Origin of the sequence: Streptomyces sp. ISL-99 (assembly GCF_018614005.1) — a bacterium.
Taxonomy (GTDB): Bacteria; Actinomycetota; Actinomycetes; order Streptomycetales; family Streptomycetaceae; genus Streptomyces; species Streptomyces flavidovirens.
This window is the reverse complement of record NZ_JAGGPC010000055.1, coordinates 1-12,798: the sequence shown is the minus strand read 5'-3', so window position 1 is coordinate 12,798 and position 12,798 is coordinate 1. Positions and strand designations below refer to the sequence as shown.

13 protein-coding genes are annotated in these 12,798 nt (G+C 74.0%); 3 read left to right on the top strand and 10 right to left on the bottom strand.

What is annotated here, in order from left to right; all coding sequences use genetic code 11:
- Positions 1–191: 191 nt before the first annotated feature.
- The 9 genes from rfaE2 to J7E91_RS29275 all read right to left on the bottom strand — a co-directional run bounded on the left by rfaE2 (position 192) and on the right by J7E91_RS29275 (position 10,395).
- A complete protein-coding gene (gene rfaE2 / locus J7E91_RS29315; RefSeq protein WP_214909701.1) occupies positions 192–1,595 on the bottom strand; it encodes a D-glycero-beta-D-manno-heptose 1-phosphate adenylyltransferase in 1,404 nt (467 codons plus the stop codon).
- Positions 1,592–2,230, bottom strand: coding sequence for an SIS domain-containing protein (locus J7E91_RS29310; RefSeq protein WP_214909700.1), 639 nt, complete (start codon positions 2,228–2,230; stop codon positions 1,592–1,594). Before J7E91_RS29310 ends, rfaE2 begins: the two co-directional genes overlap by 4 nt.
- Before the next feature lie 103 nt (positions 2,231–2,333).
- A complete protein-coding gene (locus J7E91_RS29305) occupies positions 2,334–3,599 on the bottom strand; it encodes a glycosyltransferase (RefSeq protein ID WP_214909699.1) in 1,266 nt (421 codons plus the stop codon).
- On the bottom strand, positions 3,596–4,561 hold the full coding sequence (locus tag J7E91_RS29300; RefSeq protein WP_214909698.1) for a glycosyltransferase: 966 nt from the start codon (positions 4,559–4,561) through the stop codon (positions 3,596–3,598). The genes J7E91_RS29305 and J7E91_RS29300 overlap by 4 nt, the downstream gene beginning before the upstream one ends.
- On the bottom strand, positions 4,558–5,640 hold the full coding sequence (locus J7E91_RS29295) for a glycosyltransferase family 9 protein (RefSeq protein WP_214909697.1): 1,083 nt from the start codon (positions 5,638–5,640) through the stop codon (positions 4,558–4,560). Before J7E91_RS29295 ends, J7E91_RS29300 begins: the two co-directional genes overlap by 4 nt.
- Positions 5,637–6,614: a D-glycero-alpha-D-manno-heptose-1,7-bisphosphate 7-phosphatase gene (locus J7E91_RS37410; RefSeq protein WP_374224795.1), complete on the bottom strand. Its 978-nt coding sequence runs from the start codon at positions 6,612–6,614 to the stop codon at positions 5,637–5,639. Before J7E91_RS37410 ends, J7E91_RS29295 begins: the two co-directional genes overlap by 4 nt.
- Positions 6,611–7,684, bottom strand: a complete 1,074-nt coding sequence (locus J7E91_RS29285; RefSeq protein WP_214909696.1) for a glycosyltransferase family 2 protein — start codon at positions 7,682–7,684, stop codon at positions 6,611–6,613. Before J7E91_RS29285 ends, J7E91_RS37410 begins: the two co-directional genes overlap by 4 nt.
- Complete coding sequence (locus J7E91_RS29280; RefSeq protein ID WP_214909694.1) at positions 7,681–9,354, bottom strand: carbamoyltransferase C-terminal domain-containing protein; 1,674 nt, start codon at positions 9,352–9,354, stop codon at positions 7,681–7,683. Before J7E91_RS29280 ends, J7E91_RS29285 begins: the two co-directional genes overlap by 4 nt.
- Before the next feature lie 78 nt (positions 9,355–9,432).
- Positions 9,433–10,395, bottom strand: a complete 963-nt coding sequence (locus J7E91_RS29275) for an NAD-dependent epimerase/dehydratase family protein (RefSeq protein ID WP_214909692.1) — start codon at positions 10,393–10,395, stop codon at positions 9,433–9,435.
- A 226-nt stretch (positions 10,396–10,621) separates the two neighbouring features.
- On the opposite strand from J7E91_RS29275, the gene J7E91_RS29270 reads away from it, so the two are divergent.
- Positions 10,622–11,068 (top strand): DUF6098 family protein, encoded by a 447-nt coding sequence (locus tag J7E91_RS29270; protein ID WP_214909691.1) that lies wholly within the window; start codon positions 10,622–10,624, stop codon positions 11,066–11,068.
- Between the two features lie 84 nt (positions 11,069–11,152).
- Positions 11,153–11,338, top strand: coding sequence for a DUF2795 domain-containing protein (locus tag J7E91_RS29265; RefSeq protein WP_214909690.1), 186 nt, complete (start codon positions 11,153–11,155; stop codon positions 11,336–11,338).
- Positions 11,339–11,390: 52 nt separating this feature from the next.
- Here the strand turns inward: J7E91_RS29265 and J7E91_RS29260 are convergent, their stop codons facing one another.
- Complete coding sequence (locus J7E91_RS29260; protein WP_214909689.1) at positions 11,391–11,921, bottom strand: hypothetical protein; 531 nt, start codon at positions 11,919–11,921, stop codon at positions 11,391–11,393.
- A 128-nt stretch (positions 11,922–12,049) separates the two neighbouring features.
- On the opposite strand from J7E91_RS29260, the gene J7E91_RS29255 reads away from it, so the two are divergent.
- On the top strand, positions 12,050–12,613 hold the full coding sequence (locus J7E91_RS29255; protein ID WP_214909688.1) for a hemerythrin domain-containing protein: 564 nt from the start codon (positions 12,050–12,052) through the stop codon (positions 12,611–12,613).
- Positions 12,614–12,798: the final 185 nt, after the last annotated feature.

Genomic DNA, 12,798 nt, shown 5'->3' with positions numbered 1-12,798 from the left:
GGCGCCGCCAGCACCACCTCGTGGCCGGGCAGGCGGCGCCGCAACGCCCGCAGGGCGGGCACCGCGGTCAGCAGATCGCCGAGCCCGAGCGCCCGCAGTACCAGCACGCGCGGCCGGGCGTCGCCGCCGCGCGTGAGCGGCTGTGTCCGCTTCTCGGCACTCATGTCGATGGATGCCTCTCGTCGTTGACGTCAGGGCGCGGACGGCCGCACCCGTACGGCCGCCTGCGCCGCCCGGTGGGCCAGCAGCGTGGTGGAGCGGCCTACGAGGTAAGGGAGTACGACCGCCTGTCCGCCCCACGCGCGCAGCACCTCCGCCTCGGGAAGGTCTTCGACGGAGTAGTCGCCGCCCTTCACCCAGACGTCGGGCCGCAGTTGGCTGAGCAGCGCCGCCGGTGTGTCCTCCTCGAACACCGCGACGGCGTCGACGCTGCCGAGCGCCGCGAGGACGCGCAGCCGGTCCGCCACCGGGTTGAGCGGGCGCCCCGGCCCCTTGCGGCGCGCGAGCGACGCGTCGGAGTTGAGGCACACGATGAGGCAGTCGCCGATACGCCGGGCACTCTCCAGCAGCCCGACATGACCGGCGTGCAGCAGGTCGAAGCAGCCGCCGGTCGCGACCACCGTGCCGCCGCGCGCCCTGACCCGCTCCGCCAGCGCGAACGGGTCCGTCTCCGGCGCCTCCTCGTCGGGGCCGGACGCGGACTCCGTCCGCCACAGCGCCGGGTTGCCCGCGCCGCCCGCGCCGACGAAGGCGGCGGCTTCGGCGACGGCCCGCTGCACGGCCTCTTCCGGGAGCAGCCCGTCCGCCAGCGCCGCCGCCGTGGCGGCGGCGAAGCAGTCACCGGCGCCGCACGGGTCACCCTGGGCGCGGTACGGCGCCGGGACGAGCATCGGCGTACCGGCGCCGGGCCGGGTCAGCAGGACGCCGCGCTCCCCCAGCGTCACGGCGACGGCCGCCGCCCGCCAGCGCTCCGCCAGGTCGGCTCCGCGCCGGGCGTAGGCCCGCAGGGACTGGCCGTCGGCGGGGCTGAGGGCGCAGGCCTCCGCGCCGTTCGGGGTGACGATCCTCGCCCCCGGCACCGGGTCGTCGCCCCTGAGGTGGGGGTCCCACACCAGCGGTGTGCGGCGGGCCACGGCCTCCAGGTGCGGGCGTACGGCGCTCGCCGTGTGCCTGCCGTAGTCGGCGACGAGTACGGCGTGTGCCTGGGCGAGCGCCTCGCGCACCGCGTCGTCCGGTTCGCCGGGTGTTCCGCCGCCGCGGTCGATCCGCACCAGCGGACGGCCGCCGGCCAGTACGCGCGTCTTCACCGGCAGGGTGCCTTCCAGCGGGATCTCCACCAGCCGGACCCGGCCGCGCAGGGCACGGCGTACGGCTTCACTGGCCGGGTCGTCGCCGAGCGCGGTCACCAGGATCACCTCGCGGCCGCCCCGGGCGGCCAGCGCCGCGGCCAGCCCGGCGCCGCCGGGATGGCTCTGGTCGCCGGTCACGTCGACGACGGGGGCGGGTGCGTCCGGGGACAGCCGGGTGGAGACGCCTTCGATGTCCTCGTCGAGCAGTACGTCCCCGACGACCACCAGCGGCTTGCGCGCGGTCATGACATCCTCCGGTCCGCTGCGACGGGCCGGGCCGCGGCCTTGGCCGGTGCGGGCGCCCCGCCCGCCGCGTCGAAGCACTCGCACAGCAGGTGTACGGCGACGAGATGCGCCTCCTGCACGGTCGCCGTGGTGCCGGCGTCGACGCACAGCGCCTCGTCGGCCGCCTCGGCCAGCGGGTTGGGGCCCGGCCCCGTCATCGCCCATACGCGCAGCCCCGCCGCGCGGCCCGTCACCGCCGCCGTGATCAGGTTCGCGCTGCGGCCGGAGGTCGACAGGAGGACCAGGATGTCGCCGGGGCGGCCGTGGGCGGACACCTGGCGGGCGTACACCTGGTCGAACCCGTAGTCGTTTGCGATGGCCGTCACGCTGGAGGTCTCGGCGTGCAGGGCGATGGCCGAATAGGCGGGGCGCTCCTGCCGGTAGCGTCCCACCAGCTCGGCGGTCAGGTGCTGGGCCTGGGCCGCGCTGCCGCCGTTGCCCGCGGCCAGCAGCCGGCCGCCGACGGGCAGTACGGCGGCGAGTTCGGCGCCCCAGGCGGCGAGCGTGCCGAGGCTCTGGTGCCGGATGCCGGTGAGCGCGTCCTGCAGTGACTGGCAGTGCCGGTGCGCCGCGTCGAGTACAAGGGATTCGTTCATGCTGGTCGGGCGTACCGCGTCCGCGGGACGACGGCCGGACCCGCACCTCCTTCGGACATCGGTGCTGCGCGGTCGGGAACGCTGCGGCGGACGGATCCGGGGTTCAGAGCGCCCCCGTGACGGCGGGCTGCGGGGCGAGCACCTCGCAGTACACGGACTCGGTGGCCGCCGCGACTCTCGCCCAGCCGTAACGGCTCAGCACCCGTCGGCGGCCGGCCTCCCCGCACGCCTCCCGCAGCGCGGGATCGGCCAGCAGTTCGCCGACGGCGTGGGCGAGGGCCTCGGGGTCGCCGGGCGGCACCAGCCGTCCGGTGGCCGGGTCGGCGACGGTGTCGAGCTGCCCGCCCACCCCGCTGGCGACGACCGGCTTGCCGCAGGCCATCGCCTCCAGCGGCACGATGCCGAACGGCTCGTAGTCGCCCGGGCACAGCACCACATCGGCGGTCCGCAGCAGCGGCGCCACGTCCTCGCTCGGTACGCCGCCCATGAAGCGCACCCGGTCGGCTACCCCGGCGTCCTGGGCGATGCCGCGAAGCCTGCGTACCTCGGGGTCGTCGTCGAGCCGGTCGGCCGTCGGCCCGCCGACGATCAGGAGTTCGGTGTCGGGCAGAGCAGCCAGCGCGCCGATGGAGACGGCGGCGCCCTTGCGCGGGACCAGGCGGCCGAGCTGGATCAGCCGGTGCCGGTAGGTACTGTCCCGGTCCGCGACCGGACCGTACGGCGTGAACTCACCGGTGTCGACGCCGCACGGTACGACGCTGACCTTGCCGGCGGGAATGCCCATCCGGCCGAGTTCGGCGACCTCGTCGCGGCAGGTGGCGACGATGCGGTCGCAGCCCAGGCCCACCTCCCGTTCGCAGGCGATCCGCGCGGGCGGGCTGGTGTCGGCGCGCCGCTGGTGGCGTCGCTTCACCGTTCCGATGGCGTGGTACGTGTGCAGGAGCGGCAGCCGCAGTTCGCGCGTGGCGTGGAGCGCGGCGAGCCCCGACATCCAGAAGTGCGAGTGGACGAGGTCGGGCGGCCGTACCTGCCACTCCCTGGCCAGGTAGCGGCCGAACGCCAGCATGTGGGGCAGGAGTTCGTCCTTGGGGATCTGCTCCGGCGGTCCCGCGGGCACATGGTGCACCTCGACGCCCGCTCGCAGTGGCACCCGGTCCGGCAGGTCGCGCGCGTCCCGCCGGGTGTAGACGGTGACGCTGTGACCTCGGTCGGCGAGTGCGCCCGCAAGGCGCGCGACATGGACGTTCTGGCCGCCCGCGTCCACTCCGCCGAGGACGGCGAGCGGGCTCGCGTGCTCGGAGATGAGCGCGACCGACAGGGCGGCGGTGTTGGCGCCGACGCCGACGCTGATGAGGCCGAGGGATGTCATGAGCGCACCTCCGTCATCACGCGCTCCCAGTCGTTCAGGAAGCGTTTGAGCCCGTACCGTTCGAGTGCGGCCTGGCGGCCGCGCGCACCGTCCTCGGCCGCGGCTTCCGGCTCCTCCAGGTAGTGCCGGGCGGCGCGCGCCAGTACTTCGGGCCGGGTGGACAGCGTCCCGGTGCCGGGCGGGACCGCCTCGACCGCCTCCGTGGTGGCGAGCGCCACGACGGGCATGCCCAGGTGCATGGCCTCCAGCAGGGACAGACCGAGCGACGTCCAGCGCACGGGGTGCAGATACAGCCGGCGCTCGGCCAGGGCCGCGTGCATCTCACGCTGGGGAAGGTCGGTGGCGTGGCACCGGTCGTCGGGTATGCCCAGGTGCCGGGCCAGGCCCTCCGTCCGCATGCCGAAGACGTCCAGCGGCGTCGACTCGGACAGGGCGGGCAGCAGGTCGGTACCGGTGTAACGGCCGCGTCGGACCGGGTCGTTGACGACGACGGCGGCGCGCGGGAGCCAGCCGGTGTACTGGTGGCCGGGGTCGACGATGCCGTGCTCGATCACCTCGGTGCGCGTCGAGCCGTTGTCCCAGAACAGCCGGTTGAAGTGGGTGACATGGACGAGCATCAGGTCGTCGCGGTCCGCGAACGGGTGGCGGGTGTCCGGGACGTCGCCGTCCGGCGCGTTGTGCTCCAGATACACGGCGGGTACGTCGCGGCCGGGCCGGCGCCCGCCCAGCCAGCGTTCGGCGAGTTCCATCTCGTGCGGCCGCTGGAGGACGACGAGGTCGACCGGCGCGTCGCGCAGCTGCTCGGGCGTCATCTCACGTACCGAGTCGGGCCAGGTGAAGGTACGGGCCCGGCCGAGCCCGTCGGGATCGCGGCCGGGTGTCACGGGAACGAGATAGGTGTGCGGTCCCTGGACGAACGCCGTGGTCCAGGAACCGTGTACGTGCCACAGCAGGATGTTCATGCGCTCGCTCCTCCTCGTTCCTTTTCGGATACGCCGCCCGGTACCGCCTGGAAGCCCGCTTCGGGCCGCGTACGGCCGCCGAGCGCTGCCACGGCGGCGAGCACCTCCGCGTCGGCGACCCCGTCGAGGCAGGGGTGCCCCGGCGCCGGGCAGCGCCGCGCCCTGGTCCCGGCGCACGGCGCGTCCTGGTCGCCGAGCAGGACGTGGGGTACGCCGTACGGGCCCCAGCGCTCGGCCGGGACGACCGGCGCGAACAGGGAGGCGACGGGCGTGCCGACGGCGGCGGCGAGGTGCGCGGGGCCGGTGTTGCCGACCACCGCGACGCGGGCTCCGGCGAGGACCCCGGCCAGCTGGTGCAGGTCGGTGGCTCCGCCGAGGTCGAGGGCGTGCTGTCCGGCGACTTCGGCAGTCAGGTCCTTCTCCGCCCGGCCGCCGGTCACGACGACCCGGTGGCCCTCGGCGCTGAGTGCGGCGGCGGCCCGTGCGGCCCGTGCGGCGCTCCACGCGCGGGCCGGGACGGCGGCGCCGGGGTGCAGGACGACGTACGGGCCGGATCCGGTCAGGTGCGTGGTGTCGGGCGGGGCGCTGATGCGCAGCGTCCCGTCGTCGCCGGGGGGCAGCACGAAGCCGGCGTCCCGCGCCAGGTCGAGGGCGGCCTCGGCCTCGTGACGGTGGGGCAGCCGGTGGTGCCGCAGGTCGAGGAGGGCGCCGGGGTAGTCCTCGCTGTCGGCGGCCGTCCATCGCACGCCCGCGAGTTTCAGCAGCAGGGCGGCCGGGAGGGGGCTCTGGTGGTACGAGACGAGTACGAGGGCGCGGTCGAAGCGGCGGGCGGCCAGCGTCTCCAGAAGCTTCCGGGTCGCCTCGCGGGTCACGGGCGCGGGCTCCACCCCCACCCAGGGGGCGTCGTACACCAGCACCTCGTCGACACCGGGGAGCAGCCGCGCCGCCTGGACGCCGAGCGGCCCGCACAGCAGGGCGGTGTGCGAGGATCCGGCGGCGACGGCCCGGACGGCGGGACCGGCGAGCAGTACGTCGCCGGCGCTGTCCAGGCGGACGACGAGCGTCCGGGGAGCGGTCATCGCGAGCCCACCGTCCGGTGGGCGGCGTCGGCGGACAGCACCAGCCGCACCGCCTCGAGCAGGTCGGTGGCCGTCTCGCCGGCCGCCGCGGTCTCCTCGGGACGCGTCACGGCGGTCGGTACGAGCACACCGCGCGCGCCGGCGGCGCGGGCGGCCTCCACATCGGAGCCGATGTCCCCGATGACGACGGTGCGCGCGGCGGACACGCCGAGCCGTGCGCAGGCGGCCAGCACGAGACCGGGCGCGGGCTTGCGGCAGCCGCAGCCGTCGTCCGGCCCGTGCGGACAGACCGCCCAGACCGCGAACGGCCCGACGAGAGCCTCCACCCGCCGCTGCACGGCCTCGACCTGGCGGCGGGTCAACAGCCCCCGCGCCACGCCCGACTGATTGCTCACCACCCCCACCGGAATCCCGCGGGCCCGCACGGCGGCAACGGCTTCCCGCGCCAACGGCATGAGCTCGACCCGCGCCGGGTCCCCGTTGTACGGCACATCGACGACGAGCGTGCCGTCCCGGTCGAAGAGCACCGCTTCCGGAACCCCACAGCCCCCGGGCTCCGGGAGCACGTCCGCACGGCCGTCGACGCGAGCGCCCGGGCTTCCCTCGGGGCGAGCGCCACTGAGCCCGTCCGGGCAGGCGGCCGGAGCCCAGGCCGGCGCCGAGAGCTCGTCCGGGCGGGCGCCCACGCTTCCCTCCGGGCGTACATCCAGAAGCACGTCCGAGCCTGACGGCGCCTTCGGACGGGCCTCGGAGCGCCCGTCCGGGCAGGCGGCCCGAGGCCAGTCCGGTACCGACAACGCGTTCGGGGCGCAGTTCGCCGGATCGTCGGGTCCCTGCGGCGCGTCCGGGCGGGAGCCACCGGGTCCGGCCCAGCGCGCGTCCGGGCGTCCGGCCAGCGGCCCGTGGAACAGCCAGGGGCCGCTCGCGGATGCCGGCGCGGCCGCCGTCGGCCGGGGCCCGGGGTGGCAGGTCATGGGCGCACCCGTACCTGGACCGGCTCGCGCGGGGCGCGCGGCGGGGCCGCGACTTCGTGCGGGCCGAGCGGCAGTGCCCGGTGGTACTTGGCGTGGCCGCGCAGCCAGTGCCACGTGGCGGCGGGCGGGATGAGCAGGCTGGTCAGTGCCATGGTTGCGACCTCGTCCCGGGTCCGGGGCCCCGGCGCGATCCGCGCCCAGGCGAACTCGGCGGTACCGGCCAGCCATCCGGCGGCGCACACCGCGGCCGCGCCGCGTCGGCCGAGCACGGCGCAGGACAGCGCCGTCACGGCGGCCCCGGTCACCGCGAGGTGACGACGCAGGCGCCCGCGTGGCGCGTCCGCGCGGGTCCACCAGTCCCGGCCGTGCCGCCGGTTCATCAGCACGTCGTCCGCGTTGCCCCGCTGGAGGCGTACGGAGATCATGCGGTCGGCCGGGCGGACGGGATGGACCGTGCCGCGCTTTCCGGCGTGCACCGTCCAGCCCGCCGCCAGCACCCGCAGCGCGAGGTCCGCGTCCTCGCGGAAGGCCCGCCGGAAGCGTTCGTCGAAGCCGCCGACGGCTTCGAGCGCTTCCCGGCGGTAGGCCATGTCGGCGGTGATCCACCGCGCGGTGGCAAGACCGGCGGTGTTGCGTTCCCAGTCCGTGGGCCGCCGGTCGGCCGGCAGCGGCACCGTGATGCGCGCGGTGACCGCGGCGGTCCGGTACGTGGCCGCCGCCAGGTCCCTGGCGAGGTCCTCGGCCCAGGTCGGGCCCGGCACGACGTCGTCGTCCAGGAAGACCGCCCACGGCACGGGCCCGGCTTCCCGCCAGCCCATGTTGCGCGCCGCGGCCGGCCCCCGCGCCCGGCCGGCCACCACGGTGGTGACGGACCGCAGGGTCTCCGGGATCTCGACCGGCAGGGGTACGCCGCCGGGCTCGCGCCGGTCGTCGACGAGGACCACCTGGGCCGGCTTCGGCCCGGTGGCGTTGGCCAGGGCCCGCAGGCACGTGCTCAGGCTGCGGCGTCCGAGCGTCGGAATCACCACGGCGTACGCGGGGGCCGCCGTCTTCTCTTCGTACGGAGTCATCGCGTCGCCCCGTCGTTGTACGTGTCCGACGAGTGGAAGAACTCACCGCGCCGGATCGCGTAGGGGCCGATCGCCAGCAGGTCCACGGGCGAGGAACCGAAGCACTCCAGTGCGTCGCGCGGGTCGTCGACCATGGGCCTGCCCGCCGTGTTGAGGCTGGTGTTGACCACCACGGGCAGGCCCGTGAGCCGCTCGAACTCGCCGAGCATCCGGGCCACCAGCGGCTCGGTCGCCGGGTCCACGGTCTGGATGCGGGCGGTGCCGTCGACGTGCACGACGGCCGGGATGCGGCCGCGCCAGTCCTCGGCCACGTCGTGGACGAACAGCATGTACGGGCTCGGCATCGGGCCGTCGAAGATCTCGGGGGCCCGGTCGGCCAGCACCATGGGCGCGACCGGCCGGAACTGCTCGCGGCCCTTGACGTCGTTGAGCCGTTCCAGGTTGCCCGCGTGGCCGGGGTGCGCCAGCAGCGAGCGGTGGCCGAGCGCCCTGGGTCCGTACTCCGAGCGGCCCTGGAACCAGGCCACGATGGCGTTGTCCGCCAGCGCGCGGGCCACGGTCGCGGCGATGTCCGCCGGCCGGTCGAACGGCACGGCCGCCGTCTTCAGCCAGGCTCCGAGCTCCGCGTCCGACCAGTCGCGGCCGAGGTCCGCGCCGGCCATGGGCTCCGGCTCGTCCCCTCCTGAGGCGGCGAGCAGCAGGGCGCCGCCGAGCGCGGTCCCGGCGTCACCTGCGGCGGGCTGCACCCACACGCGGGAGAAGGGGCCTTCGCGGGCGATCCGGGAGTTGGCGACGCAGTTGAGCGCGACGCCTCCGGCGAGGGTCAGGACGCTGTCGTGCGTCTTGCCGTGCAGCCAGCGCACGAGGTCGAGCAGGGTCTCCTCCAGGACGGCCTGGGCGCTGGCCGCGACGTCCGCGTGGTCCTGGGTCCACGGCTCGTCCGGGCCGCGCGGCGCGCACAGTTCGTGCCAGGGCACCGCCGTGGCGTGGAACCCGCCGTCGCCGGTGGGATACACGTGGCGGCGCAGCTCGGGCAGCATGCGCGGCGTGCCGTGCGAGGCGAGCGCCATGACCTTGAACTCGTCGGAGGAGCGCAGGAATCCGAGGTGCTCGGTGAGCTCCTCGTAGACCAGTCCCAGCGAGTGCGGCAGGTCCTGTGCGTGGAACGCCTCCAGGCGGCCCTGGATCCGGCGGGCGGCGAGGTGCGAGGCGCGTTCCCCCCGGCCGTCGAGGACCAGTACCGACGACGTCTCGGCGTCCGACGCGGCGAACGCGCTCGACGCGGCGTGTGCCATGTGGTGCGGTACGAACCGGACGATGGCGGGGTCGAGACCGGGCAGGGCGGCCTTGAGGAACGCGGGGGCCTGCCGGGCGTACGTCAGCCGCAGGTGGTCCCAGGGGTCGTCCAGGCCCATGGCCTCGGCGGCCCTGGCGAGTTCCGGGTCGAAGGAGTAAGCCACCGCGTCGAGGTCCTGCGGGCGCAGGTTCGCGCGCTTCAGGCACCAGGCGGCGGCTTTCTCAGGCAGTTCCCAGGCGGAGAAGGGCACCGGCCGCTTGCCGTGCTTGCGCCGCGAGAACCGCTCCTCCTCCGCCGCGGCGACGGTCCGGCCGTCGATGACGAGGGCGGCTGCGGGGTCGTGGAAAAGAGCGTTGATTCCGAGGATGCGCATGGGGGTCCCAGGCCTTTCGGCGAATCGGGGCGAAGCCGGGTCGCGCCAGGGGCGCGGGCGGGAGGGCGTTCGGCCGGATCAGCTGTCCATGTGGGCGCGATACCAGGCGATGGTGCGTCGCAGGCCTTCTTCGGCGGGCACGCGCGGCTCCCATTCGAGCTTGTCGCGGGCCAGCGTGATGTCCGGGCAGCGCACGGCGGGGTCGTCCGTCGGCCGTTCGATGAAGCAGATCTCGGAGCTGGATCCGGTGAGCTCGATGACGAGCCGCGCCAGTTCGAGCATGGTGATCTCGGTGGGGTTGCCGATGTTGACGGGACCGCGCATGCCGTGGGCCGCCGCCGCGAGAATGCCGCGCACGGTGTCGTCGACGTAACACAGCGACCGGGTCTGGAGCCCGTCGCCGGTGACGGTGAGCGGCTCGCCGGCCAGCGCCTGGCGGATGAAGGTCGGTACGGCGCGGCCGTCGTAGCCGCGCATGCGGGGCCCGTAGGTGTTGAAGAGCCGCACGATGCCGGTGTCGGTGCCCTGGGCGTCGGCCTCGGCGGTGGTCAGCGCCTCACCGAAGCGCTTGGCCTCGTCGTACACGCTGCGCGGGCCGACCGGGTTGACGTTGCCCCAGTACCGCTCGTTCTGCGGGTGCTGCTGGGGGTCGCCGTAGACCTCTGAGGTGGAGGCGAGCAGGAAGCGGGCTCCGGCGCCGTGCGCGAGGGCCAGGGCGTTGCGTGTACCGAGACTGCCGGCCTCCATGGTGTGCAGCGGCAGCCGCAGGTAGTCGGCGGGGGACGCCGGGGAGGCGAAGTGCAGTACGAGATCGGGCGGCCGTCCGACGTCGAACGGCTCCGAGACGTTCGCCTGCACCAGGGTGAATCCGGGGCGGTCGAGCAGCGCGGATATGTTCTCGGGCCGGCCGGTGCTGAAGTCGTCGACGCACGTGACGGCGGTGCCCGCGTCCAGCAGCGCGGTGCACAGGTGCGAACCGACGAAGCCCGCACCGCCGGTGACGACGGCGTGTTCCCAGTCCCGTGAGAAAGCGGCGTTCATTTCGATCTCCTCCGACCCGAGGGGTGAGCCTCCGATCAGAGTCGGCCCCCGCGCGGCATGCGGCGCGGTGATGTAGAGCATCCGAGTGACGCACGGAGAGTGAGGGGTCTCGGGCTTCCGCAGCGCTTGCTCCGTGCCAGGGGTTACCGGTTTCCCCTTTGTGCACATGAATGCCTACGGTTCACAAGGGATGACAAAGCGCACGTGCCGAGGAGTGAGTACTGGCATGAATACCCCGGACGACCTGCCTGTTCTGCGCACGCTCGACGACCTGACCGCCCTCGTCGAACGCCATGATCATCTGTACGTACGCTGGTCACGCGGTCCCGCGGCGGACCTGGAATCGGTGTCGAGCCGGGACGATCTGACGGGTGTCCCCATGCCGGGACTGAGCGCGAACTCCCTGGACGTCGAGCCGTGGTGGGAGGACCGGCCGGTGAAGGTGTGGGTGGCCCGCAGGCTGCACGACTACTCGCATCTGCCGCGCGAGAAGGGCCCGGACGTGCACCCCTGGGCGCTGCGCGGCCTGGAGACGGGCCGGGGCCCCGACAACGAGCCGCTGGTCGGGGACGTCGAGCCGGTGGGCTGGATCGACGTACGGGTGATCGAAGAGGCCGCTGACGAAGTCGCCCGGCAGGAAGGTGTCTGGGGCTCTCTGCGGCGCGAGGCCTAGCGGGCGGTCGCGCGCTGTGCTCCATCGCGGTGACAGGGTCGGCGGGAGGTATCCGCGCACAGCGGCCGTGGCATATATCGGCCCATGAACGTGAACCCGATCGAAATGCAGAAGTCCCTCGGCGGCGTGAGTTACCCCGCGTCCAAGAAGCAGATCGTCGAGACGGCGAAGAACAACCGCGCCAGCCGCGAGATCACAAAAGCGCTCGAAGCTCTGCCGGAAAAGGAGTACGACTCCCCCGCGGCCATCAACAAGGAAGTCGGCAAGTAATCCTGCCCCAGCCGGACCGGCTCCCCTCAGCCGGTCCGCGTCGGCCCGGGTTTCAGGCGGTCAGCGCCGGCCCGGGCTTCAGGCGGTCGAGAAGCCGGTCGTGGTGGAGCCCGGCTACCGGCGCGAGGAGGTCGGGGTGCCGCAGCAGGGCGGCGGCCCGCCGGTCCCGTGCGTCGGGCGCGACCAGGCGCCGGAACTCGACCGGCGGGCTGTCCGCGTGCCGGGAGTCCGCCAGCGCGGTGACCGCGGCCGCGGCCAGCTCCGGGGCGCTGAGCAGGCATGCCGCCCAGCTCGCCACGACCTCGTCGACCCACGTACGCCAGGCGTACGCGTCCGGGCCCGGGTCGGCGGCCGCGCCGTCGGCCCCGGTGACCCAGTCGAGCCGGGCAGAGCCCCCGGGCCCCGCCACCGAGACCAGCGCGGCGTCCATGGGGGTCGGGTAGCACAGCCAGGCCGCGACCGTCACCGCCTGCCGCGCCTGCGCCTCGCACAGAGCGGAGTCCATCGCGCCGCCTCCCGGCGGATAGGCGCGGGTCAGCCACTGAGCTGTCGCCGCTATCAGCGGGGAGAGATCTGCGGGCATGTCCGGGCCGTCCGAATTCATCGGGAGAGAAGTCCGGAACGCTACCCCCCGGATTTCCGCGGGGAAATGGCGCGGGTCACGACCGGACAGTGGCCTGGGCCACATCAACCACACAGAGGAGCGACACCATGGGACACGGCGGAGACGTCATCTCGGAATTGACCACTGACCATCAGGAAGTGGAGGAGCTGTTCACCAATATCGAGGAACTTCCGGCCGGCGACAGCCAGCGGAAGGTGTACGCGGACCAGGTCACCATGGAACTGGTCCGGCACTCGGTGGCGGAGGAGGCGTACCTCTACCCGGCGGTCCGCAAGCACATCCCGGGCGGCGACGCGCTGGCGGACAAGGAGCTGGAGGACCACGCCGAGGCCGAGCAGACCATGAAGGACATGGAGAGCTACGAGGCGGACGACCCGCAGTTCGACATGCTCGTGGGCAAGCTGATGACGGAGATCAGAACGCACATCCTGGACGAGGAGAACAACCTCTTCCCCCGGCTGCGCGAAGCCTGTTCCGCCGAGATGCTGAACGACCTGGGGGACAAGGTCCGGCAGGCCAAGAAGATGGCGCCGACCCGTCCGCACCCGTCCGCCCCGGACCAGCCGCCGGCCAACAAGCTGCTGGCTCCCGGGATGGGACTCGTGGACCGGATGCGCGACGCGATGTCCAGCCGGGGCAAGAGTTCCTGACCGTTCCTGAGGACGCACACCCGGCGCCTCCACCGGAGCGCCGCACCTGGGCCGGACGCGGACATTCGACGCGTCCGGCCTAGAAGGCTCGTGAAGATCTTGGGTTCTGGCCCCGCCGCGTGCGCGGTGGGGCCAGACTCTTTCTCGTGGTGATGGGGGAATGGGCCGGGGAGACGGTCGGGCCG

Coding starts and splice junctions, on each gene's coding strand:
- J7E91_RS29285 (WP_214909696.1), bottom strand. CDS start 7,684: ATGACTCCGTACGAAGAGAAGACGGCGGCCCCCGCGTACGCCGTGGTG.
- J7E91_RS29305 (WP_214909699.1), bottom strand. CDS start 3,599: ATGACATCCCTCGGCCTCATCAGCGTCGGCGTCGGCGCCAACACCGCC.
- J7E91_RS29260 (WP_214909689.1), bottom strand. CDS start 11,921: ATGCCCGCAGATCTCTCCCCGCTGATAGCGGCGACAGCTCAGTGGCTG.
- J7E91_RS29295 (WP_214909697.1), bottom strand. CDS start 5,640: ATGACCGCTCCCCGGACGCTCGTCGTCCGCCTGGACAGCGCCGGCGAC.
- J7E91_RS29265 (WP_214909690.1), top strand. CDS start 11,153: ATGAACGTGAACCCGATCGAAATGCAGAAGTCCCTCGGCGGCGTGAGT.
- J7E91_RS37410 (WP_374224795.1), bottom strand. CDS start 6,614: ATGACCTGCCACCCCGGGCCCCGGCCGACGGCGGCCGCGCCGGCATCC.
- J7E91_RS29255 (WP_214909688.1), top strand. CDS start 12,050: ATGGGACACGGCGGAGACGTCATCTCGGAATTGACCACTGACCATCAG.
- J7E91_RS29280 (WP_214909694.1), bottom strand. CDS start 9,354: ATGCGCATCCTCGGAATCAACGCTCTTTTCCACGACCCCGCAGCCGCC.
- J7E91_RS29300 (WP_214909698.1), bottom strand. CDS start 4,561: ATGAACATCCTGCTGTGGCACGTACACGGTTCCTGGACCACGGCGTTC.
- J7E91_RS29310 (WP_214909700.1), bottom strand. CDS start 2,230: ATGAACGAATCCCTTGTACTCGACGCGGCGCACCGGCACTGCCAGTCA.
- rfaE2 (WP_214909701.1), bottom strand. CDS start 1,595: ATGACCGCGCGCAAGCCGCTGGTGGTCGTCGGGGACGTACTGCTCGAC.
- J7E91_RS29270 (WP_214909691.1), top strand. CDS start 10,622: ATGAATACCCCGGACGACCTGCCTGTTCTGCGCACGCTCGACGACCTG.
- J7E91_RS29275 (WP_214909692.1), bottom strand. CDS start 10,395: ATGAACGCCGCTTTCTCACGGGACTGGGAACACGCCGTCGTCACCGGC.